The sequence below is a fragment of the Bacillus sp. ISL-77 genome (assembly GCF_018613105.1).
Map to the genome: position 1 here is coordinate 28,761 of NZ_JAGGQY010000023.1, position 23,623 is coordinate 52,383.

17 protein-coding genes and 1 pseudogene are annotated in these 23,623 nt (G+C 35.3%); 1 reads left to right on the forward strand and 17 read right to left on the reverse strand.

Annotation, left to right across the window (positions count from 1 at the left end; translation table 11 throughout):
• Window positions 1-5: 5 nt before the first annotated feature.
• The 17 genes and pseudogenes from J7E77_RS08790 to J7E77_RS30525 form a co-directional block, all read right to left on the reverse strand.
• On the reverse strand, window positions 6-1,121 hold the full coding sequence (locus J7E77_RS08790; RefSeq protein ID WP_214713545.1) for an AAA family ATPase: 1,116 nt from the start codon (window positions 1,119-1,121) through the stop codon (window positions 6-8).
• Window positions 1,118-2,386 (reverse strand): restriction endonuclease subunit S, encoded by a 1,269-nt coding sequence (locus tag J7E77_RS08795; protein WP_214713546.1) that lies wholly within the window; start codon window positions 2,384-2,386, stop codon window positions 1,118-1,120. The genes J7E77_RS08790 and J7E77_RS08795 overlap by 4 nt, the downstream gene beginning before the upstream one ends.
• Window positions 2,379-5,387: a type I restriction endonuclease subunit R gene (locus J7E77_RS08800; protein WP_214713547.1), complete on the reverse strand. Its 3,009-nt coding sequence runs from the start codon at window positions 5,385-5,387 to the stop codon at window positions 2,379-2,381. Before J7E77_RS08800 ends, J7E77_RS08795 begins: the two co-directional genes overlap by 8 nt.
• Before the next feature lie 64 nt (window positions 5,388-5,451).
• Complete coding sequence (locus J7E77_RS08805; protein ID WP_214713548.1) at window positions 5,452-5,667, reverse strand: helix-turn-helix domain-containing protein; 216 nt, start codon at window positions 5,665-5,667, stop codon at window positions 5,452-5,454.
• Between the two features lie 1,418 nt (window positions 5,668-7,085).
• Entirely contained in the window at window positions 7,086-8,411 is a 1,326-nt protein-coding gene (locus tag J7E77_RS08810; protein WP_214713549.1) for a hypothetical protein, read from the reverse strand.
• Window positions 8,412-8,437: 26 nt separating this feature from the next.
• Window positions 8,438-9,154 carry a site-specific integrase gene (locus tag J7E77_RS08815; protein ID WP_214713550.1) on the reverse strand — a complete coding sequence of 239 codons (717 nt, stop codon included), beginning with the start codon at window positions 9,152-9,154 and terminating at the stop codon, window positions 8,438-8,440.
• Window positions 9,155-10,813: 1,659 nt separating this feature from the next.
• Complete coding sequence (locus tag J7E77_RS08820) at window positions 10,814-11,002, reverse strand: hypothetical protein (protein ID WP_214713551.1); 189 nt, start codon at window positions 11,000-11,002, stop codon at window positions 10,814-10,816.
• A gap of 39 nt (window positions 11,003-11,041) precedes the next feature.
• On the reverse strand, window positions 11,042-12,025 hold the full coding sequence (locus tag J7E77_RS08825) for an ROK family glucokinase (protein WP_214713552.1): 984 nt from the start codon (window positions 12,023-12,025) through the stop codon (window positions 11,042-11,044).
• 648 nt (window positions 12,026-12,673) lie between these two features.
• Window positions 12,674-12,928: an HPr family phosphocarrier protein gene (locus J7E77_RS08830; protein WP_374102958.1), complete on the reverse strand. Its 255-nt coding sequence runs from the start codon at window positions 12,926-12,928 to the stop codon at window positions 12,674-12,676.
• A 335-nt stretch (window positions 12,929-13,263) separates the two neighbouring features.
• Window positions 13,264-14,889, reverse strand: coding sequence for a glycoside hydrolase family 13 protein (locus tag J7E77_RS08835; protein ID WP_214713554.1), 1,626 nt, complete (start codon window positions 14,887-14,889; stop codon window positions 13,264-13,266).
• Window positions 14,890-15,014: 125 nt separating this feature from the next.
• Window positions 15,015-15,992, reverse strand: coding sequence for a LacI family DNA-binding transcriptional regulator (locus J7E77_RS08840; RefSeq protein ID WP_251026771.1), 978 nt, complete (start codon window positions 15,990-15,992; stop codon window positions 15,015-15,017).
• Between the two features lie 248 nt (window positions 15,993-16,240).
• Window positions 16,241-17,077 (reverse strand): sugar ABC transporter permease, encoded by an 837-nt coding sequence (locus J7E77_RS08845; protein WP_214713632.1) that lies wholly within the window; start codon window positions 17,075-17,077, stop codon window positions 16,241-16,243.
• On the reverse strand, window positions 17,077-18,495 hold the full coding sequence (locus J7E77_RS08850; RefSeq protein ID WP_308160481.1) for a carbohydrate ABC transporter permease: 1,419 nt from the start codon (window positions 18,493-18,495) through the stop codon (window positions 17,077-17,079). Before J7E77_RS08850 ends, J7E77_RS08845 begins: the two co-directional genes overlap by 1 nt.
• 150 nt (window positions 18,496-18,645) lie before the next feature.
• Window positions 18,646-19,971, reverse strand: a complete 1,326-nt coding sequence (locus tag J7E77_RS08855; protein WP_214713555.1) for a sugar ABC transporter substrate-binding protein — start codon at window positions 19,969-19,971, stop codon at window positions 18,646-18,648.
• 219 nt (window positions 19,972-20,190) lie between these two features.
• Entirely contained in the window at window positions 20,191-20,295 is a 105-nt protein-coding gene (locus J7E77_RS31935; RefSeq protein WP_483861471.1) for a hypothetical protein, read from the reverse strand.
• Window positions 20,296-20,478: 183 nt separating this feature from the next.
• Window positions 20,479-20,802: pseudogene (locus tag J7E77_RS30520) on the reverse strand (alpha-amylase family glycosyl hydrolase).
• A complete protein-coding gene (locus J7E77_RS30525) occupies window positions 20,765-20,965 on the reverse strand; it encodes a hypothetical protein (RefSeq protein ID WP_215018227.1) in 201 nt (66 codons plus the stop codon). The pseudogene J7E77_RS30520 and the gene J7E77_RS30525 overlap by 38 nt, the downstream one beginning before the upstream one ends.
• 398 nt (window positions 20,966-21,363) lie before the next feature.
• Here J7E77_RS30525 and J7E77_RS08865 point away from each other — a divergent pair, with 398 nt between their 5' ends.
• The gene (locus J7E77_RS08865) at window positions 21,364-23,112 is read left to right on the forward strand and encodes an alpha-glycosidase (RefSeq protein ID WP_214713556.1); all 1,749 of its coding nucleotides are present in this window, start codon (window positions 21,364-21,366) and stop codon (window positions 23,110-23,112) included.
• Window positions 23,113-23,623 lie beyond the last annotated feature (511 nt).

Sequence of the window (23,623 nt, forward strand, 5' to 3'; positions counted from 1 at the left end):
ATCCTCTATTCTTCGATAAATAGTTCAGGGTTAAATCGATATGATTCCATGTAACCCCTTAAAATTTTTCTAAAAACCTCTTTGTTATCTTCAACCATTTCTAAAGGCTCAAACAGCGAGTAGTTTCCGTGGCTTAATATGTTCACATACCTTGCATAGGTAACGCCATCTTCATCATCTTCATCACGCTTAATACATTCGGTGAAGTCTTTGAATCCATGGAAAGATGCTGCTTTTTCAAGAATGTTTCGCAAAATATTGAAGTGATAAGTGTAGAGTTGACCTGTGTCCGCTGCTTTGCTTAGCTCTTTTATTAATGCAACATGGTTGAAAAATGGAGAATCTCCGGTTTCTTGAATGAGGTATTCACCTGTTTCCTTATTCTTGGATAAGAAATAGTCCTTTCCTTTTGCTCTTTTAAACTCATTATACATTACATTGAAAAACAACGAATGATGTGATGATATGACTACTTTAATATCCTCTTGGCTCTTTAGCAACTGTGCTAAATGGCTTGCAACTGCAATGGTGTTATTATCATCCAGTGATGAAATGGGATCATCGATATAGATGTACTTAATCCAACTGTAAGCTGGTTCTTGGTCAACGACTAATTGAACAACCGCAAGAAAAAAACACCAAACAAAGATGTTTTCTTCGCCACGGGAAACTTTGATATTATCTATTTTTTCAGTCATATTATCTTTTCGTATTTCCCGTGAAAAATGAATAAACCAATCATCATAATTAATATTAAAATCAAAGTTAGCATATCTTCTTAAAAACGGACGAATTCGGCTTTCCATTTCAAGCTCTCTTAAACCGATAAAAAAGCGAGAATATTTATTAATATTCAACCGTCTATTGGTGTCACCCCTTAAATCGTTATCCCAAGTGAATAAATCTTCTGTAAAAGCATTGTAATATAATGTATCTGACGTTTTTTCTTCACTTTCTGGAATAGGTTGTTTCCCTAAATCCTTAAACGCGCCTGAAAGCCTTGTTTTGCCTGTGCCATTGTAGGCAAAAAGGAGAACATATTTCTTGTTTTCGAGAAGAGTTCTAAAATGGGTTGCTAATGCATTTAAATCAGTAAAAGAAGATGTCGGTTGAGGACTCATTTGCCCACCTTCTCAATAAAAGGGAACAACCCTTGCATTAAGCCTTTTTTATGAACTTTCAAAAATTCAATTTTTTCTGCCTGTGCGGTTATGAGGGTGTCTAAAGCAGAAAGGCAGTTAGCTATTTTTTCTTGTTCTTTAATATCTTTTGGAATATAGAAGACATATTTTTTCAATTGGGTTCCATTAATTGAATTTATGGTTGCACCCAAATCAGCTTTCACTTGTTTATCATAAGCCTTTGATTGGAGTAGTTGAAACACAAATTTGGAGAACTTCGTTCTAAAGACTGTCATAAACGCGCCATGAGTACATAAAGGCATGTCCTTTGGAATAATCGCATTTTTACCTATCAAAGCTTTCGAACCATTTCGGACACAAATTAATATATCATTTTCAAAAGAAAGATTGGCACCGCTTATATCTGTTCTAACATAAACGGTGTCATCTAATGTGATGACATTGTTCTTGATATTTGACGATCTTAAAACAAGCAAACCGTTTTCTCTGATATCATCTGGACTGTATGTTAACCCTGAGACAAGCTCACCTAATTGACCAAGAGTCTTTTTTACCCATTCGCCGCTGTCCTTAAAATCCGAGAATCTCCTTTCGGGTACGGTCTTGTCTTCAGCGGGAAACATCTTTTGCATCAAACCTTTTTTATGTGCTTTAAGAGCCGTAAGCTTTTCATCTTCAACGGCAATAAGATCATCAAGCGAAGAAAGGCAGTCGGCTATTTTTTGTTGTTCAGCCTCTAAATGGTAAGGCAAAGGCATCTTCATAAAATTTTCATTTGAAATACTTATACGGTCATACCTCGCACCGGTGTTTGAGACGCTTTTTAAATAATTATGCCAAAGGGACGTTTTGAAATATTGCTCATAAAAATCATTATTATGTTTTTTGAATCTAAACACTGTATATAATGGTGACATAACACCTTGTCCAACTTTGTTTTTTGATATTGGACCAACAGGCGCAGTTACGGATATGCGTGGGTTATAAACATAATCATTTTTATCTATGATAAAGTAATTCTCAAGATTATTTTGATTTGCAACTTCTCTGTCGAAATAATCGCTTTGATCTACAACGCCTTCGACAGCAGAATTTGTAAGCACACGATTTATAGAATTATCTTTGTTTCTGATGGTTACTTTATCAGCTAAAACATTAAGCGCTGTTATTTTCCATTCACCAGTTGAAGTAAACTCTGGAAATCTTAGTTTCGGCACTAAAGCCATTTTCTCTTTCTTATTCATACGCATTCAACCCCACAATCACACGTCCGCTTGCAAGCTTTTTTAGTAGCGGAATTAAATCATCCATCAGTTCCAGTTCTTTCTTTGTTCGGTCTCTCCAGCCAAGCCCCAGCGGCTCTAACAAATCACTCAGCTTTTCACCGTCAAATATCATACGCCCCATTATTTCATCTGCAAATGCCTGCAATGATACAGGCTCAATGCTGTGTTTGTTTGCAATTGCCGCCATTTCTTTGGCTGCTTTTTCTTCTCTAAATTTTTGGTATCCGGCTTTTATTGCTTTTTCGTTCAAACCTTTTCCGGCTTCAAGAGTGCTGATATAAGCAATAATATCCTCACGCTCTTCCATCATATTTGAATTTGAACAAAGCAAACTAATGAGCTGCTCACGGCTCACTTTTTCTTTTTTAGGCACATCCGGTTGCGTATACCTTGAAATAAGTGACATGATATAGTCATAATCAATTATGGCAGATGAAAATAGAACAAACTCAAAATCGAGCTGTTCGACCGTGGGATCTTTATCCTTAATATCTTTGCCTTGTTGTGCTTTTAACATTTGAGCTGTTTCAATATAGGCACCACGGAACGCACGCAAAGTATCCTCCGGCAACAATTCCTCAATTTTGGTCGCTTGCTCTTCTTTGATATCTGTATATTGGTCAAGTTGTGCTTTAAGTCGCTGCACTTCTTTAAATTTATTGATAAATTCACCTCGTGCGGCATCACCTTTTAGGTTACTTACTTGTTCCGGTTTGCACTCTAACCCCTGTGATTCCATGAATTTTTCTAGCTCAGCAACTGCCTTATCCAGCTTTTCTACCACAACAGGAGCCGGATCAACAAGCCAAATCTCTTTTGCTTTGCTACTATTTTCTTTTCCGGAGAACAGTGCAATAGCTTCATCTACATCTTTTTCTTGCCCTCTAAAGTCAAGAATATTTCCGTAAGGCTTTGTGTCGTTTAAAACACGGTTTGTTCTTGAAAATGCTTGAATTAAGCCGTGTTGCTTTAAGTTTTTATCAACGTACAACGTGTTTAGATACTTAGAATCAAATCCTGTTAGAAGCATATCTACAACAATTGTTACATCAATTTTGTTTTCATGTGGATAGTCGGAATTAGGATACTTTTGATCTTTGATGCGTTTTTGCACATCTTGATAATATAAATCGAATTCGTTTATGCTGTGATTTGTACCGTACTGCATATTATAGTCATCAATGATGTTTTTAAGTGCAGCCTTTTTCTTGTCCGGCTCTTGCTCATTGTCAGCTTTTTCTTGCTGTAGGTCTTCTTGGAGCTGCTTAACATCTTTATTTCCCTCAGCTGGAGGAGAGAAAACACAGACAATATTCAATGGCTTGAAATTCTCATTCTCATTGTTTTTACGTTCTTCTTGCAACGACTTGAAGAGTTCGAAATATTCTATTGCATCATTTATTGAAGCTGTTGCAAAAATAGCATTATATCGTCTTCCGTTTGTTGCTGCATCGTGCTTTGATAATATTGCTTCGGCAACCGCTTTTTTACTAACAACATCAGCGACTTTTGCAGCTTTTTTAGCATCATCTGGTTTGAAATAATCGATATGAAACCGCAGCACATTGCGGTCATCAATGGCATTAGTTATTGTATAGGCATGCAACTCTTTTTCAAAAACATCTTTTGTAGTGATATAAGAACCAACTGTACCATCAACTTGTTTATACGTTGCATTTTCTTCAAATATTGGCGTTCCGGTAAATCCAAAAAGCTGTGCTTTAGGGAAAAAGTTTTTAATTGCTTCATGGTTATTTCCAAACTGCGAGCGATGACATTCATCAAAAATAATAGCAATACGTTTATCGCTAAGTTTTGCTAAGCGTTCTTTGTAAGTGGGTTCGCCCTTTTTCTTTTTTTCTTGGTTGCGTTTGCTATCTTCATCAAGGGCGAGTCCAAGCTTTTGAATTGTCGTAACAATAACTTTGTCACGATAATCATCCGAAGTAAGACGCTTAACTAAACTATCTGTGTTGGTGTTTTCTTCAACGCAGCCTTCTTGAAATTTATTAAATTCCAATCGAGTTTGTCTATCAAGATCTTTTCTGTCAACAACAAATAGACACTTTTCAATTTCAGGATTGTCCTTCAAAAGTGTTGATGCTTTAAATGATGTAAGTGTTTTTCCACTTCCGGTAGTATGCCAAATATATCCATTGCCACGGTTTTGATCAATGCAATCCATTATTGCCTTAACAGCGTAAATCTGATAAGGACGCATAATCATCAATCTCTGTTCACTTGCAACAAGTACCATGTATCGGCTTATTAGCTGCCCGAGAGTGCATTTTGGCAGAAATTTGTCAGAAAAATAGTGAAGATGGCTGATTTTATTATTGTCTTCATCTGCAAGCTGATAGATTGGCAAAAATCGCTCGTCTGCATTAAAACAAAAGTGTTCCTTGTGATTATTGGCAAAATAATATGTGTTCCTCTCATTGCTCACGATAAAAAGTTGTATAAAGCAAAGCAGTGAGTTTGTATAACCGTTGCCTGGGTCGTTTTTATAGTCTACGATTTGTTCCATTGCTTTTTTAGGCGTGATTTGAAGTGATTTCAGTTCCACCTGAACAACAGGAACTCCATTAATGAGTATCATAACATCATAACGGTGATTGCTATTATCTGTGTTTATGCGTAGTTGGTTTATAACTTCAAATTCATTTTTACACCAGTCTTTAATATTAACAAGGGTATATTGCAGCGGCGTGTCGTCATCACGTTTAAAAGTGTTGATTTCTCGTAGAGTCTTAGCTGCAGTGAATACATCTGCAGTGACAACGCTATCTCTGAGGCGTGCAAATTCAGACGGGCTTAATTTCACCCGATTCAATCTTTCAAAATGTTCTTTAAAATTAGCTTCAAGCGAAGCTTTATCTCTAATATCCTCACGATATGTGTATTTTAAGTCCCTAAGCTTTTCTATAAAAGCGGCTTCTATTTGCTTTTCAGCTTTCATATCTTATCTCCTCATATTATATGAATAGTAATTCCCAAAGCCCTTTTCCACAACTACATAATATCTATTTTGCTTTCACAAGAAACTCAATCAATTCAGAACTTACATTTTTATTTTTACAAAACTCGATTAAGGCATGTCTAGCAATTTGATTCGGCTTTGTATGATTGTTCTCCCATCGGTTCACAGAGGTAAAGCCAACATGAAGCTCACGGGCAAGCCCCTCTTGAGACAAACACAGCTCCAAACGCACTTTTTTAATCGCTTCGCTTAACTCCATTTAGCATCACCTCGTTATTGTATAACTAACCATGATATATTATATCATAAGCTATAGCATTTTACAAAAAGTTATTGACACCATGCACTATAGAAAAACACGCCTTAGGTTTATTATCCAAGGCGTTCATGAGTGCGTGGATTGAAATATCTATTTATCCTCCATTATGAAAAGTTTCATTTGGAATTTCAGGCATTAGTTTTAACAGCGTTGCACTCTTCATGTGGATTGAAATTTGGCGATCCGAAAAATCGAATGCTTACCCTAATGGTCGTACTCTTTTTCCTGACGGTATCTCATTAAGGTGTTGTATTTACCCAATTTCTTCAGAAGTTATTTTTTCAACGTCTTTCCAATGTCGACCATACATTTGCGCGGTCCTATAATGTTTAACGGTGGTTCAACGAGGTTTTCTTTTGGAATAGATAAAACATCTTTTTCTAACTGTTTTTTATACGCTTCAAGATTGGCAGCGTATTTTGCGCGTTTTTTCTCAGCAATGGACTGTATTAATGATCCAATGGAATAATCCCAGCGTTATAAAGGCAGTTTAAAGACATAAAAGAGAAGCACCTAGTAAATAAATAAAAACCTCAGAACTTCTGAGGACGATTACATCATATTTGGTATAAATACATTCGTGAAAAAATAATAACCAATTGTTCCAATTATCACACCAAGAAGTAATATAAAAAAAGGTAACGCATTCTTTTTCATAATAACCTCCTTTCATACTGAATTTCACCATATATAATATAAAAATGCCTTAAGAAGTAATTCGTTGCTTAAAGGCAACAGTGAAGCTTATTTACTTTTCATCACATTAGACTATTACCGGATCATTTAGTTGAGGATCTGCAAGCAGGAGGAGTAAATTGGTTTTTATTCGCGAACGATTATCGTAAAGTATTTGAGATAAAAAAAGCAGAGTTGGACCCGAATTTTACCGTAGAAGAGGCTCTAATTATCCCAAGTTTTCACGCAATCAACATCCTGAATTTTGGAGCGAGAAGGCAGCTTGCTTTCCTTGTTAAAATGCTGGAGCCATCAACGGACCGTTATCCACCATACTAAAATTGGTTTTTTACCAAACGCCATGCCCAACTGTTTGGTCGCCACTGGAAAGTGGTCGAGAAATTCTGCTCAAGGAATCGGGTAAATAAATGCTCTGACCCGACGAAAAAAAGCCCAATCTATGAATTTTGTATATTGTGAGAGTAAACGTCAAAAGGAGGTCGTTACCGAGAGCCGCTTTTTAAGAAGATATCTAAAATGACAAATGGGAGAACCTACCATCCGGTTCATTATAGCATGAATGCCCTATTTAGACATCTAAAGGATAACTTGTCCTTTTAACAGATATTCATGATTTTTTTCGTCTAATCAGAAGCTAAAAATAGTGAGTATCCCTAACAATTTTATTTTCTAACCGAATTTATTAATTTAAATCGTTTTTCTTTTACATTTGTTTTCACTATTAGATCATTTATAGAGTTTATAACAACAGCAATTATGGAAAGATCAATAATTCTACATACTGTAATATGGATAATTTCTATAATTGCTAATAAAGCATCTGAGTTGATATTTTTAATACTCTCTCGAATAATAGCAGGCGCACTACTATCTATAGGTAAAGCATAATTAATTACAAAAGATAAGTAGTATGCATCAAACGGATTTATAAAAGTATCTTGATTTGGTAAACCCTCCAAACGTATCCAATAACTAAATCCGAATATACAATTGGGAAAAAGCAAAGCTGTTAGTAAAGGTAAAATTAAACTCACATAAGCTATAAATTTAGAAAAAAATCCATTTACTGTTCTAGGATCTTGAACACTTCTTGATAATATAATGAGAAAATCAATCATTACAATTGCAAATGCGACGATCAAAAAAAATATTAATAAAGCAATCAATGTTTCGTAAGATAGATTAAGTGCATTTTCTATTGATACTTGTTGTCTGATTAAGACAAAAATCACAAGACTGATACTAAATATAAAATAAAAATATCTCAAAAATGACATAACATAAGGATGATTTTTAAAGTAATATCTAGGCATATTAAAAGCCATAGGAAATAAGAAAATTGATTCTAATATAGGATATATGAAACCAATTAACGAGGGTTCCTCTCTATGTGACCATTGTGTGCCATCATGTGCTGTGAAGAGGTAAGTTTCCTTCCCCTCCCATGTACGAAAGATAAAACAAGTTAGAAATATAAAAAATGATAAAATGAACAAAATGATTTTTATGAATTTTGCATAATTAATTATGTATTTCCTCATTCCAGTAAAAAATCCATTTCGTAATAATCTCATGAGGAAATCAATGATTACAATTACAATTGCGACGATCCATAAATATGTTGCATTAATTATTTGTAGTTGATCATTGAGAATTTTTTCATCATGAATGATTAAATTAAAAAGATAGAAACTATCCAGAAAATAAAAAAATCTAATAAATGATACAATATTAGGATGATTTTTAAAGTATATTTTAGGCATTATATAAGCTATACAAAATAAGAAGATTGATTCTTTAAGACGAGCAATGTCACGCCCTGCAATAGTCCATCGTTCGCTATATGGACTGTAGTAGTTGGAGAGAATCCCATGTAACTTCGCTCTGTCCCCTTTAATTTTTAGGATTGAATTTTCTGATAACTGTTGTAGAGCGAAATTAAGTGAGGAGTAGTGCATCAGTGAAAAGATAATTTCGTTTAAATGCAAATTTCCAACACACTAAAAATTGTAAATTATAAATTCTTTAAAATACTGCTCGCATTGTTTTTATATCGTAATCCTGCTTGAACGTAGCGATCAACCATCTCCCTGGTTTTATGACCCGTTTGTTTCATAATTGCTATTTCTGTCATCCCCATCATGGCTGCACTTGTCGACAGTCCGCTTCTCAAACTATGTGCTGCAAAGTCGTTTGCATCCATCCCAAAGTCGTTGATTTCTAAATCTTCTATATTAAGAGATACCAATTCTGAACGTCGGCTTGCCAGGGCAAAACCTAATAAAAGAATAGTTTTATCTCGTAATCCAATAAGAGTCGATGTGTCAATCTTATCGATTAAGGCCGGAAGGACCTGTAGCATCAATGCCTTTTTCGGTTCCTGCCGAGTACCAATCTCTCTTTTAATTCCTTCCATTAATGCTTGAACTTCAACTTCCTTGGAAGGTGGAAGATAATGTTTGAATTTATGCGCCATATTAATAGAAGAAACTCGTCTTCGTATGGTCGAATATTTATGTGTCACAGCCATTTCAGATAAATAAAGGCAAAGCGTGCCAGCAGATGCCGGAAGAGGATCTCGTCCATTCAATTCACACCACTCTGTGAAATGATTCCAGTCCGAGGCGTAACTTCTCTGGGTGTTCTTACTTTTAGAGCTTTGTATGAAGAATTTAATTTTTTCCAGTTTTTCTTTGTCAATCTGAAGAAATTTTCCACTGTCAGTTAACATAATATCGAACCTCCTTAGCGGCTGGTTTTTCCGGTTTTAAGTTCCGATAACTATATATTATCGGAACTTAGCATTTTCGTAAACAAAATAGAGTAAAATCCATGATTTGAATTCAAATATTAGCAGTGATAATTCAAAAACGGTAACATCTAATAATCACTTTAATAATTAGTCGAGACTATAATGAAAATAAAAATAGATCACGAATTAATAGAAGGAACTCGTCACAAAGATGCACACAAACATGTGAATTCAGGAATTTGAATCAAGGGGGGGTTACAATTATACCGCATGGTGATGAATATCAAATGGGAATTCAGGTTACTTCTTTTTTGAGTGCCCTTTTGCAAGATTGCTTATGGGAAAACTCTCTCTCTATTCCTTTAATTTTTATTTGCAATAGCTGTAAATCACCAAACATGTTAAACCAATATTGAAAGTCTAATATTTAATATTATCTAGATGTTTTAAATTAAATAACAAAAGATCCCTTATTAATTTTGGAGCTGGAGATTTACTCTCTAGCGCATTTATCTTTTCTTTTATGTACAATCCTACATGTAAATTCGTTGTAGGTTAATTGTTTGAGAATTAAAGAAAAAAGATTGTATATACAAATATTTGTCTCCTCTTTTAAAAAGATCATTTATTGTTAAAGATACAATATCCGCTTACCTTTTATCTCTGAGTTTAAATAATCATATTAATATGATTTATATTTAATAGTAATAATGCAATATACTATATAATCGGAAATAACAACAATTATATAATATATGAAATTTATAACATATATGTCGATATATAATATTTATTTTGTGAGAAATTAATATTCCTATCGTCCCCTAGCACTTGCAGGGAGTAAAATTTCTTCACAAATACAAAAAGTCTCGTAAATACTTTTCGAGACTTTTTGATTTATTATAAATGAGTAAATTTGTTATTGACATAGACAGTTTTGAAGTTAGAGGAAAAGTGTTATTTAAAGTTATTTTTAAGTATCAATAGTTATTAGCAATCCTTATTCTTAAAGGGTTTTACGTCAATTTTATTAATTTTGTTATTAATTATTATCGTTAGTTATTTTGAGTTCGTGACCAAAATGTTACCACTTTATTTCTATTCGGCACCAAACCCTTGTTACCGACATCATCTGCAGATCCTGTTTTAAGTGGTCTGCAGATTATTTTATTTACTTTATTAAATTTTTACTGTTTAGCATATTACGAAATTGACCATTAATCTGCGTTATTGTATATGACCTCAACCCTGTCAAGGACGAGTCTTGTATTCTTTCTAGTTATTTAGTGTTACCGACAGTTTCTATAAATGTTTATTTATCAAGTGGTTTGCTACCTATTGTATTTTCTAATAATCAAAAATTATCGCTGATTATTTTAAGTTGGATGCCAAAAGCATGCCACTGGGGATGCTATTTAATCCATCTAAATATAAGGCACTTTGTAAAAAGTAATCTTAATATTTTTACTACACACGAAAACTTTTCATTAATTATTTTATGTAACTCACGGCACATTACAAAATCATGAATGTATTTGAACGAATGGAATATGATTTACCAATTTTTATTAAGATTACTTAATTGAACAAAATATAGAAAAAATATGACGAGGTTTTGAATGATAAAAATTGGTACTATTATCTCTTTAAAGATATTAGCCCTGTTTTCTCGACAACCCTTGGCCAACATAATTTTAATCTTCGACAAATAGTTGTACTAAATACTTGGTTTTTCCTCTTCATTAAATCATAATCCCTTTGATTCGTTGAACCGATTCGAAGCAATTCTTTTTTTAAATCTTCAAGGGTTTCTTGATTTGATTTCAACAAAACCGCCCCCCTAATTTTTTCAAAGGAATGCACATTTCATTTATTTAAATTTATCAACAGTTTCTCTTTTACCAGCCACGCTCCTCCAATTACGCCTGCATTATTTCCTAGTGTTGCAGTAACAATCTCAACACCTTGAGCCACTCTTGGAAAAGCAAAAGAAATAAATTCCTCTTTCAAAGGTCCCAAAAGTGTGCCACCTGCTTTTGAAACTCCGCCTCCTAGTACAATTTTTTCTGGATTTAAGCTATTAGCTAAATTGGCAAGAGCCAGTCCTAAGTGATATACAACCTGTTGAATGATTTGCTTAGCAATTTCATCCCCTTCGTTTGCAGTATCAAAAACTTTCTTGGCTGTTAGGGTTTGCTTTTCCTCATAAAAGTCCCTTAATTTACTAGTACAATCAGTAAAAGATAGTTCCTTTTGTGCTAAACGGACAATTCCTGTTGCTGACGCAACAGTTTCTAAACATCCCGATTTCCCACAATTACAAGCTGAACCTCCTTTCGGAACAGATGTAATATGACCAATTTCACCACCCGCTCCATTCACCCCGTGCACAATCTCACCATTCACAATAATCCCACCACCTACACCCGTTCCTAATGTTACACAAATTAAGTTCTTAGCCCCTTTACCAGCACCCTTCCACATTTCGCCGATTGCAGCAATATTGGCATCATTATCTACAACAACTGGCAAGGATGCTTCTATCTCTAGAATATTTTGTAGCGGGAAGTTCTCCCATCCTAAGTTAACAGCCACTTCAATTGAACCATCTTCGACATTAACGGGACCCGGGGCTCCGATTCCAATTCCAATAAGACGATTTTTGGTTTGATTTAATTCGTTTAACTTTTGGTCAATCGAACTTGCAATCAAAGCGGGAATATAACGCCCTTTTACTCTTTTGTCGGTAGCTATTTCCCAGCTATATTTGATATCACCATGCAGACTTATGAATGCCAATTTAATTGTGGTACCGCCTACATCTACACCAACTAACCATTTTTCATCCATCAACAATCACTCTTTTTCAGTTATATAATTTTCAATAATTACCTACTTTTTTTGCCTCAATTTATCTTTACTAATGATTTTTCACGAATAATATTAATGACAATCGCTTATTACTGCCTAATTTACAGAAAAGAGGAAATATCAGTCTCTTATTTTTATACGAAATCCCGTCAATTCGGAAATCATCCATACCTTTACAGACCACGAATAATCATGGATACAGGGAGTTTCTTACCTCTGGATTTCCTAATTTTAAATCAGTCTAGCGGAAGAATAAAAATGCATAAAATATTGGTCTGATTCTTTATCCTACTTCCAGGCTGGATAGCTGAAAATAAACTCCCGCATTGTTTGGTTCCCTGCCGTTTTTACCATCTCCCCAAATATACACAATCTCGTTCGGATTATCTTTGGATGAACGGGACTCAATAAAGCAAGGATGTCATAAATCAGATGATTTATGACTAAGTCTAAAATCAATTACATATCGCGCTAATGAACTTTTTCAAGCAGTTGTTAAAAGTCCGATATTGTGCCAAACTCGTCCATAATATCCTTATAACTGATAAATCATCAACCTATTCAAACCTTTCATCGTCTTTTGGAACATTATAGATATGAAAATAACTAATAATTTATCTATTAAACTCAATAGTTTTCGCTTAGCAGGAAATCTCCTAAGACTACAACGGCTTTTTGTTCATCGTTTCCATTTGTAATGATGGCTACTTCTTCACCTTTTCTAATTGCTAGGCTCATTACTCCCATAATACTTTTAGCGTCTACAGATTTTTCGTCTTTAATTAGGCTAATCTCACTTACGAATGAAGATGCTATTTGTACAAATTCGGTGGCTTTTCTTGCCTGAATTCCATCTTGAAGATGTACTACAATCTTTTCCACTTTCTTCACCCCTTTTAAACTTTTATGTAACACTAGCATTCTAGCTATTTTAGCTGTCCTTTTTTAGTTAAATGTTCCCCAGACAGTAAGTTTCTTCGACATTATCAATCTTACCTTATGTTACTTTTAATGATTTTCCTTGCTAATCTTCAGGAATGTTGATTGGTTTTCTGTACAATCTATACACACTTATCATCCGTGTAGTTCGAGTGTTCTTCCCAGCTGATGGAACTATGAGGGTCACCGTAATATATATTCCCCAATTTCACCATTTGGTACGATAGTATCGTCCCAAGTCACAGGAACATTTTTAATAAATATAAATTCAGCCAAAGTCATAATTTCACAGCAAATGCTTCGTACGGTTTTAAATCAAGTTGCTTAAAGTCAATCACTGATCTTTCATAATTACTGATAATTACATAATCACTTTGTCCAAAATCCGATAGTTCTACTGTTGTTACCTCTTCATTAAAGTTTGCAACAACAGCCCAGGTTTGGCCTTCATAATGGCGTAAATACATAAAGACTTGCTCAGGTACATCCATTACTAATTCAAAGTCTCCCCAGACAACAATTGAATTTTCTTTTCTTAATTGAATTAATTTTTGGTAGCAGTAAAAAATAGATTTGGAATCTTCTAGGTTTGCTTTTACATTAATCTCATCAAAATTTGGATTTACATGTAACCAAGGGGTACCAGATGTAAATCCAGCGTTTTGTGAATCATCCCATTGCATTGGTGTCCTAGCGTTATCGCGTCCCATTGCGTTGATTGACGCAATTATATCTTCTTTTTCATAACCGTTTGCCAAACGCTCATGGTACATATTCATGCTTTCAATATCATCGACTTCACTTATATCTTTTACAGGACAATTCGTCATGCCAATCTCTTCACCTTGATAGATGTAAGGTGTTCCCTTCATTAGGTGAAGCAAAATTGCAAACATTTTTGCACTTTCCACTCGATACGTTGTATCATTTCCCCACCGGGACACAATTCGAGGTAAATCGTGGTTGTTCCAAAACAAACTATTCCAACCCTCATTCCCTAAGGATGTTTGCCATTTACTAAGGACCTGTTTTAATTCCTCTACCTCTAACCGATTAAGGTCCCATTTTTCTTTACCGGGTTGTTGGTCCAGGCAAACATGTTCAAATTGGAAGACCATGGATAACTCATTACGTTTTGGATCAGAATAAAGCTTGGCAATTTCTGGCGTTGCCCCCCAGGTTTCTCCAACTGTTAACACATCGTGTTTTCCAAAGGTTTCCCGATTCATTTCTTGCAAGTAATCGTGTAATCTTGGCCCATTTCCTGTTACTTCTTCATCTGGAATTTTACCGATTAAATCAATCACATCCATCCGAAATCCACCAACACCTTTTTCTAGCCAAAAATTCATCATATCCCATACTTCTTGTCTGACTTTTTCGTTTTCCCAGTTTAAGTCTGGTTGTTTTTTGCTGAATAGATGTAAATAATATTGACCAGTCTCTTCATCATACTCCCAGGCTGAACCACTAAACGTTGATCTGAGTGAATTAGGTGCTTCACCGTGTACGGGGTCTCTCCAGACATAATAATCACGATAAGGATTGTCTTTACCTTTACGAGATTCGATAAACCACTTGTGCTCATCTGATGTGTGGTTAACAACTAAATCCATTATGATTTTAATGTTTCGTTGTTCACCCTTCTTAATCAACTCATCCATGTCATCCATCGTGCCAAATTCTGTCATTATATCTTGATAATCACTAATATCATAGCCATTATCATCATTTGGTGATTGGTAGACTGGGCTAAGCCAAATGGCAGTAATCCCCAGTTTTTCTAAATACTCTAATCTGCTTATAATACCTTTTAAATCACCAATTCCATCACCGTTACTATCCATAAAGCTGCGAGGATATATTTGATATACGACACTCTCTTTCCACCATTTTTTCTCCATATTGATCTTCCTTTCATTTCTTATATTCATATTTCAACGTAAACGTTTACGGTTAAGCGATTTTATAACGTTGAGTGAAAGTAATAAATCCATCATTTTCACTCAACGTTACAAAATACTGAATCTTATTTTAAGGAACGGACCGTGTCACGTTCAACTATTCGATGGGGAAAAATCTGATTCACAATTACATATGGATCCAATAATAGCTGAACGGAGGACCTTCCCATTTCGTATAATGGCTGCGCTACCGTCGTAAGTGGAGGAATCGCCTTTTCAGCCGTTGGAGTGTTATCAAACCCAATAACCGATAGTTTTTCTGGAACTCTGATTCCTTGTTTATATAAAAAAGATAATGCACCTGCAGCCATTTCATCACTTGCACAAAATACACCTGTAATGGACGGATCATTGCTTAATAATTGATCCATACATTCTATTCCACTTTTAAAATGATAATCGCCGTGCGTAACCATTTCATTGGTTACTTTTATACCAGCGTCATTTAACGCATCCGTAAATCCTTTTACACGTGGAATGGTCGCGACAGCATCTTCTTTTGTTCCTGCAATCATCCCAATACGAGAATGACCCTTTTTAATTAGATAGGCTGCAGCATCATATGAAGCTTGATAATCATCCACTTTTAAAAATCGTATAGGATAGTTTGTTTGGGTTGCGACTAATACTACCGGTACCTTCATCATTTCTATCTGTTTATATTCATCAGGCGTAATCGTGCCACTCACCATAATAATTCCATCTACACGTTTTTCATACAAAGTTTGTAAATAATCCCTTGTACGATAGTTTGTTTTACAGATCATCACAGTATAACCAAGCTCATGAGCACGTTCCTCAACCCCTGCCAGAACCTCATTTGCAAATAGCTGTGATACATCGGGGACAAGGACGCCAATTGTTTTTGTTTCACGATTAATCAAACCCCGGGCAACAGCGTTAGGCTGATAGCCAATCGATTCAATCACTTGTTCTACCCGCTGTTTCGTTTTTTCAGAGTAGCCTGGTAGGTTATTCAAAATACGAGAAACAGTCGCGACAGATACACCTGCTTGTTTTGCTACATCTTTAATAGTAACCATTATCTATCACCAACTTTCACGTAAACGTTTTACTAATAAACATTACCACATGTGTAAAACTTCTTCAACAGCTTTACACCCCCCTATTATTTGTATGTTCTGAATTATGATAAACTAAAGAACTACCTAACTATTCGAAAAGAGAAGAAGCGAGATTCTGACGCATCACCTGCTAGTAATTGAAGCGATCATTTTTCATTCCTTCTCTTTTACTAATAACAACAACGATTAAGGGAGATCAATCATCATTAACCTTTATTTGCCCCTGCTTTCAGTCCTTCTGTAAGATGATCCTGGAATATAAAGAATAAAATCGTAATTGGTACAGCTACTAACACAGCACCGGCAGCAAAGTTAGTGAACTCTGTATTCCCGCGGCCGGTTACCATCTCGAACAGCCCAACAGCCAATGTTTTCTTTTGATCAGAACGTAGAACAAGCTTTGCAAAAATAAAGTCCATCCACGGTCCAATAAAGTTTGTAACCGCCACAAAGACTAGAATAGGTTTTGAAAGTGGCATCATGATTTTATAGAAAATCGTCATATGGCTGGCACCGTCAATTTTTGCTGCTTCTTCAAGACTTTTTGGGAAACCGTCAAAGTACCCTTTCACAAGCCACGCACCAAATGGAATCGATCCTCCGGCATAAACGAGAACGAGTCCCCAATGGTTGTCGAGTAAATTCATTTGCAATAATAGGATATAGATAGCAATCATGCCCATAAAGCTAGGAAACATTTGCAAAACAAGCATGGTCATTAAACCTTGTTTTCTTCCGGGAAAACGAAATCTGGAAAAAGCATAAGCTGCTGTTACAACTAGAAGCGTAGACAATATCGTATTCGCGAATGCAATTTTCAACGTATTTTTATACCATAATAGATAATCCGTTTCTTTAAATAGATATTGATAATGTACAAATGATATAGAATCAGGAATTAAACGAGTAGAGAATAAAGAGTTTCCTGGGTTCATAGAACCAGTTAGAATCCAAATGACAGGGTATAAAATAAATACCGTTGTTATGATTAAAATAGTATAAATAACGGTATGGCTAATTTTCTTTTTTAAGCTTAATCCCATCATGACATCATATCCTCCTCTTTAAAGGCTTTTGTTCTTCTAAAGTTCCAAATGGAGAATGTAGCAATCACAACGAAAATCAATATGGAGACGACAGAAGCCATTGCAAATTGATTATTGTCCAGTGTCAGTTTATAAATCCAGCTTATCAAAATGTCTGTCGATCCGGCATAGCTATAATCCACATTGACAGGTCCGCCTTCTGTCATTAAATAAATAATGTTAAAGTTGTTAAAATTTCCTGCAAAAGACATGATCGCAAGTGGTGCAGTCGCAAACATCATCAACGGCATGGTAATTTTCCAAAATTTTTGTATTGGTGATGCACCATCCACATCTGCTGCTTCGTATATTTCTTTATCTATACTTGTTAATACTCCGCTCATTAATACCATCCAGAAGGGAAAGCCAAACCACATATTGACAACAATAAGTGTCATTTTCGCCCATAATGGATCGGATAACCAAGGGATTGCATGCTGAATCACACCCAAGTCCATTAAATAACGATTTAAAGGACCAAATTCACCATTAAAAATGTTTCTCATGATTAAAATCGAAACAAACTGTGGAATCGCCCATGGCAGGATAAAAATGCTTCGCCAAAACTTTTTCAATTTAATTCCTTGCTGGTTAAGTAATACAGCGAAAAAAAGTCCTAAGAAAAAAGTGGTAGCAGTTGAAATAATGGCCCAAACAACGGTCCATGAAAACACACCATAAAAAGTGGCACTCCATGTTTTCATTTGAAACAGCTGAATAAAGGTATCAAATCCTACCCAATCCACTAAGTGCTTTGGCGGCAGGTGATTGGGTGCTGAATAATTTGTAAATGCAATTAAAATACCAAATAATAATGGAAGAATGGTTAGAAAAGCTGTAAATAGAACAGAGGGTGTTAACAAAATATAAGGAAAGCCATTTTCCCATATGTTTTTAAACATCTCTTTTGCGTTATTAGGTTTAATTCCCTTTTCATTTCTAACGGCAACCTTATAGGCATCCCGAATATTTAAATAATAGAACCATAGGAAAAGTAGGGATGAAATTAAAAATATGATTCCGTTAATTAATAAGAAAATGGAATGGTCACCCTGAACAATTTTAAACCCGACCCGATGCTGAGGTGTTTCCCCTAATGTTGTAATCCCCCACATAGCCCATTGGAAAGGGACCGTCCAAAATATAAGCAGATACAATTCCAGTGCTAAAAAACTCAATCCTTTTACGATTTGTCGATTATACAGCTGTCCAAGTCCCATAAATAATCCGGAAAGTATAGCAGCCATTCTAGGCTTTGTCAGGAATGATTTTTTAGCTGGTTGCGGTGATTTAGAAGATTTTTTTCTATTCTTTGATTCATACTTTTGCGAGATAGGCAGTTGATCATCTACATATTTTCGAGCTGTCGTATTCATTTTTCACCCTCCTTTTGAAATGAGAGGCTGGACTCTCCAGGCATTAACCCCTTAAACCAACAAAATAGATAGATTTCTCTCAGGAAAAGCATACTATTTATTTTGCTTTCGGGAGACTTACCAATGAGTCAGCCTCATTTTTAAATGTAATTATTTAGTCTGGGACTTGATGGCATCTTTAATTTGTTGAACCCCTTTATCCAGTGCTGTTTGAGGTTCAGCAGCCTTATTCCAAATCGCTGTATATGCCACTTCTTCTGCACCCCATACATTTTGCATTTCAGGGATATTAGGCATTGAAATGGAATATTGTGCTTGTTCTAAGAAAGCATGATTTAATTTGTCTTGCTTAATGGTTTCATTTTCTAATAATGCTTTAGAAGGTGGCAGCTGTCCTGTTAATTCATAACGTTTTAACAGCATTTCATCACTTGTCGCGAATTTTGCCAACAATGTCGCTGCTTGTGGATATTTACTATAAGCATTAACATAGTAGGCCTTTGTTCCTGAAAAAGTGGTTGGAACTTCCCCATTGTCAAGTTTCGGTAGAGTTGTAATTCCAAAATTGACTTTAGCATCTGAATAGCCTTTCACCATCCAAGGGCCAGTGATATTATATAAAAGTTTTCCTTCAGTAAAGTAAGAATTGATGACATCACTGGTAAGGTCTTCTTTTTTCAGCGGCAATAATTCATCACGGATACGTTGCATTAATTTCGCTGCTTTTAGCGAACCTTCATTGTTTAAACCAATTTCATTTGGATCTGTATTTTTGTCCCCGAAAATATAACCGCCATATCCTCCAACAAATCCATGGATTAAGTAGAAATTACCTGGTTCAATCATGAAACCATATGAACCTTGGTGTTTTTTCTGAAACTCTTTCGATTGCTTGATTAATTCTTCCATTGTTTCGGCTGGTTTAAAGCCCATTTCATCCAATAAAGTTTTGTTATAGAAAAGGGCAACTCCTTCAATGTTTAACGGGAAACCAAATGTTTTAAGCTTGCCCTCTTCATCTTTTGCAGATACGGCTGTAATGGCACTATCCATAAAGCGTTTCTTATATTCATCTGCATAATAGTTATCGTAAACTAATCCAGCCTTGCTCATCTCTCCTAAATGATCGTTGGCCGCATTAAATACGTCTGCTCCTAATCCGGCAGGACCATCTGTTTCAAGCTTTCCAGGAGCATCAGTATGATTTACATTTGCATATTTAACCGGGATTCCATATTTTTTTGTGAATTCTTTTGCGACATATTTTGCCCATTCACCTTCTTCATCCTTGTTATCCCATAAAACCAGCTTTGCTCCTTCTTCCGGGGTAATTTCTTCTTTTGCTGTTTCTTTTGCTGAACTGCTTTTAGCGGTTTCTTTAGAAGCTTCTCCTCCCGTTTGGGCCCCTGGCTTACTGCATGCTGCTAATGCAAATAGTAACAGTGCGATTAAAGATAGATTTAATAGCTTTTTCAAAATAATTCCCACCTTTTGATTTATTAATATTTATCTCAATGCTTATTTGGTAAAGTTTCTACCAAAATAAACAGTTGAAAATTTAAGTTAGTGCAATCGTTTGCACAATTGGCTAAAGTGTAACTATACTTCGAATTCTTTTTTAAAATAATGGAAAATAGGAAGGCATTTTAATTTGTTCCTTTTCTCCCTCATTGTCTACTTCTGATTCTTGCTTTGTCATATAGTATGATTGGTAAAGTCACTTTCCTTTTCTGATAAAGTGAACTCTTTTGCTTTACCTATTAAATTGTGGATAACCAGCATTTGTTCGCTATCGGTCACTCGTTTAAATGAAAGAAATCCTTCTACTTATGTCAATTATTTCTTTCCTTACCTAAGGATTTTTATAATTCAAATCAGGCATTCCTTCCCAAAAGACACCTTCGTAATATTTATTGCTTCCTGCTTGATGCCAAACTTGCTGGCCACATTCACCCATTGCCGTTGTATCTGTGTCTTTATTAACTAGACATAGTAATCTTTATATTTTGGATCACCTGATAATGCTTTTTGGAACCATGGATGTTCTTTACCTGTGTGATTGACAACAAGATCGATAATGACATTGATTCCTCTTTAATGCGCTTCTTTTACAAGCGCTCTCATTTCTTCCAATGTGCCATACTCTGGATTAATCTCCTGATAGTTTGTAACATCATAACAGTGATAGCTTGGTGATAGATTTATCGGCATAAGCCAAATTCCTTCAATTCCTAAATCTTTTAAATAGTCCAGCTTCTTGGCAGCCCCTTTAAGATCTCCTATTCCATCTCCATCCGAATCCGGCAAAGGAACGAACTAAAATTTCATAATAGACACCATGAGGTTCAGAGCTTAATAGTTTGGTTTTTTCGGGATTTATACTAGTTGTTTCATTTGAACATCCTGTCACAAGTATGCTTGTTGCTAAAAAAGTCGCACTTGCTGATTTTGTAAATTTTTTTAACTTCATTCACTCTCTCTTTGCTATAAAAAAGCTAATTGTAAGAATAAAGGTTTTACTTTTTTCCTTTCTTTTCTCTGGTATATATTCCATTTTAAACAGCAATTAACGAAAAATATTTCAAAAAATTGTTTTCAGTAAACGTTTACTTAACTATTAAAAAAAATAAACAATTTAATACGAAAACGTTTACTTAACTATTAAAAAAATATATAATAATAAACGTAAACGTTTAACCTAACTTGTAATCTATTAAATCATCCTGATTCTAAATTGTCAATATATTTTGTGATTTTTTTTACTATTTCATATAACCTCTGCCATTCACTTATTTTTTTCTTGAAAGTCCCTTTTCGAAATTACTAATAAGAATTATTTATCAAATTATCCAGAAATGAGGAATTCTGATGTTAAAAGAAGCTATTTATCACCGACCAAAAAACAATTTTGCCTATGCCTATGATAACAAAACATTACACATTCGCCTTCGTGCTAAAAAAGGTGACTTAACAAAAGTGTTTCTAATATATGGGGATCCCTATCAATGGACCAAAGATGGGTGGACAAACCTTACTAAACCAATGACACTTGAAGGCTCAGATGAGTTATTTGATTACTGGTTTACGGAAGTGAAACCTGAATTCCGGCGATTACGCTACGGATTTGAACTCTATTCGGATACTGAAGCCGCTGTATATGGCGAGAGAGGTTTTGTAGAAAAAGATCCCCGTGATTCCAGCTTTTATTTTTGTTTTCCGTTTTTAAATCGGATTGATGTATTCAAAGCGCCGGAATGGGTTAAGAATACGGTATGGTATCAAATCTTCCCAGAACGGTTTGCGAATGGCAATCCTAAGTTAAACCCTGAAGGCACACTTCCGTGGGGAAGCCAAAATCCTGAACCAGATACATTCTTCGGCGGCGACTTTGAAGGAATTATTGAAAATATTAATCATTTAGTAAAACTTGGGGTTACAGGCATTTACTTCACGCCCATTTTTAAAGCAGTAACGAATCATAAATATGACACGATTGATTATATGGAAATTGATCCGCATTTTGGAGACAAAGCAACTTTTAAACAGCTTGTGGAAGTATGCCACGAGAATGGGATTCGTGTCATGCTTGATGCCGTATTCAATCACAGTGGTTTTTATTTTAATGCTTTTCAGGATGTGCTAGAAAAACAAGAGAAATCCAACTATAAAGATTGGTTTCATTTAAGAGAATTTCCAGTGCAGGCCTTTCCTGAACCAAACTATGATACCTTTGCATTTACACATATGATGCCAAAGTTAAATACTGAGCATCCTGAAGTGCAAGAATATCTTCTTCATGTCGCAAAATACTGGATTGAAGAATTTGATATTGATGGATGGCGCCTCGATGTTGCCAATGAAGTTGATCACGAGTTTTGGAGAGCGTTTAGAAAAACGGTAAAAGCGATCAAATCAGATGCCTACATTCTGGGCGAAATTTGGCATGATTCTATGCCTTGGCTTCAAGGCGATCAATTTGATGCAGTGATGAACTATCCTTTTACAAATACGTCTTTAGACTTTTTTGCAAAGGATAAGATTAATGCAGAGGAATTTGCCCAGCAGCTGACAAAAGTTTTAACCTCTTATCCGAAGAATGTAAACGAAGTGGCATTTAATTTATTAGGGAGTCATGATACCCCAAGAGTTTTAACGGTTTGTGACGAAAATATCGACAAGCTGAAGTTGCTTTTCCTATTCCAGCTATCATTTATCGGCACACCTTGTATTTATTACGGGGACGAAATCGGATTAATGGGAGAAAATGACCCAGGCTGTCGGAAATGCATGATTTGGGATGAAGAGGAACAAAACCTCGAACTCTTTTACACTGTCCAAAAATTAATTTCACTTCGAAAAGAGCATGCTGCATTTGGAAATGAAGGCAAATTTACGGTTTTAGAAACGAATAATAGCACAAACCATATCATTTATTCCAAGCAGTCCGGTGATGAAACGATTATTATTGCGATTAATAACTCTACGCTGGATGTGACGATTCCATATGATTTTACTGGTAAAAGCCCCATTGATTTATGGAATAATAAACCTCTTAGAGAAACGTCAAAAGTTGAACTTTCGCCTTATGGATTCGCAATAATCCAAGTGAAGAACTAAAACAATGAAAAAGCAGACGGTATAGCGGGAATCTTTTATAGATTCTCATTACCATCTGCTTTTTGTTTCTCCAGGGGGTAACTGCATGATTGCCGTTCAACCAATTGATGAGGATGATAATCTGCTTGGTTGGTTCAGTCCGATCGGTTTTATGCTACCTATTATTCAATATAATGGCTCTTTAATGGAATACCATGACTAACGTTTTTAAAACAGTAATAAAAGGATGGCTACTGTCAAAAAGCATACTTTATAACACATTAGAAAGAAGTTCTAATCTGTATGTCAAAAGGGCGAGTTTTCTCTTTTTGACATATGTCATTCCTTTAAAGCACATTTTGAAATGACTTTTCTGAATTAATTTAAACCTTAACGTGGTTTTTTTGCATATTGCTGATGATCCCCCTAAGGGAAGATGAGGAAGAACATCAAAACTCCAGGTATTTTATCCTGGAGTTAAGCAGTTGCAGTCTGTTTTTAATGCTTTCCAACTTACCTGTTCTGAAACACA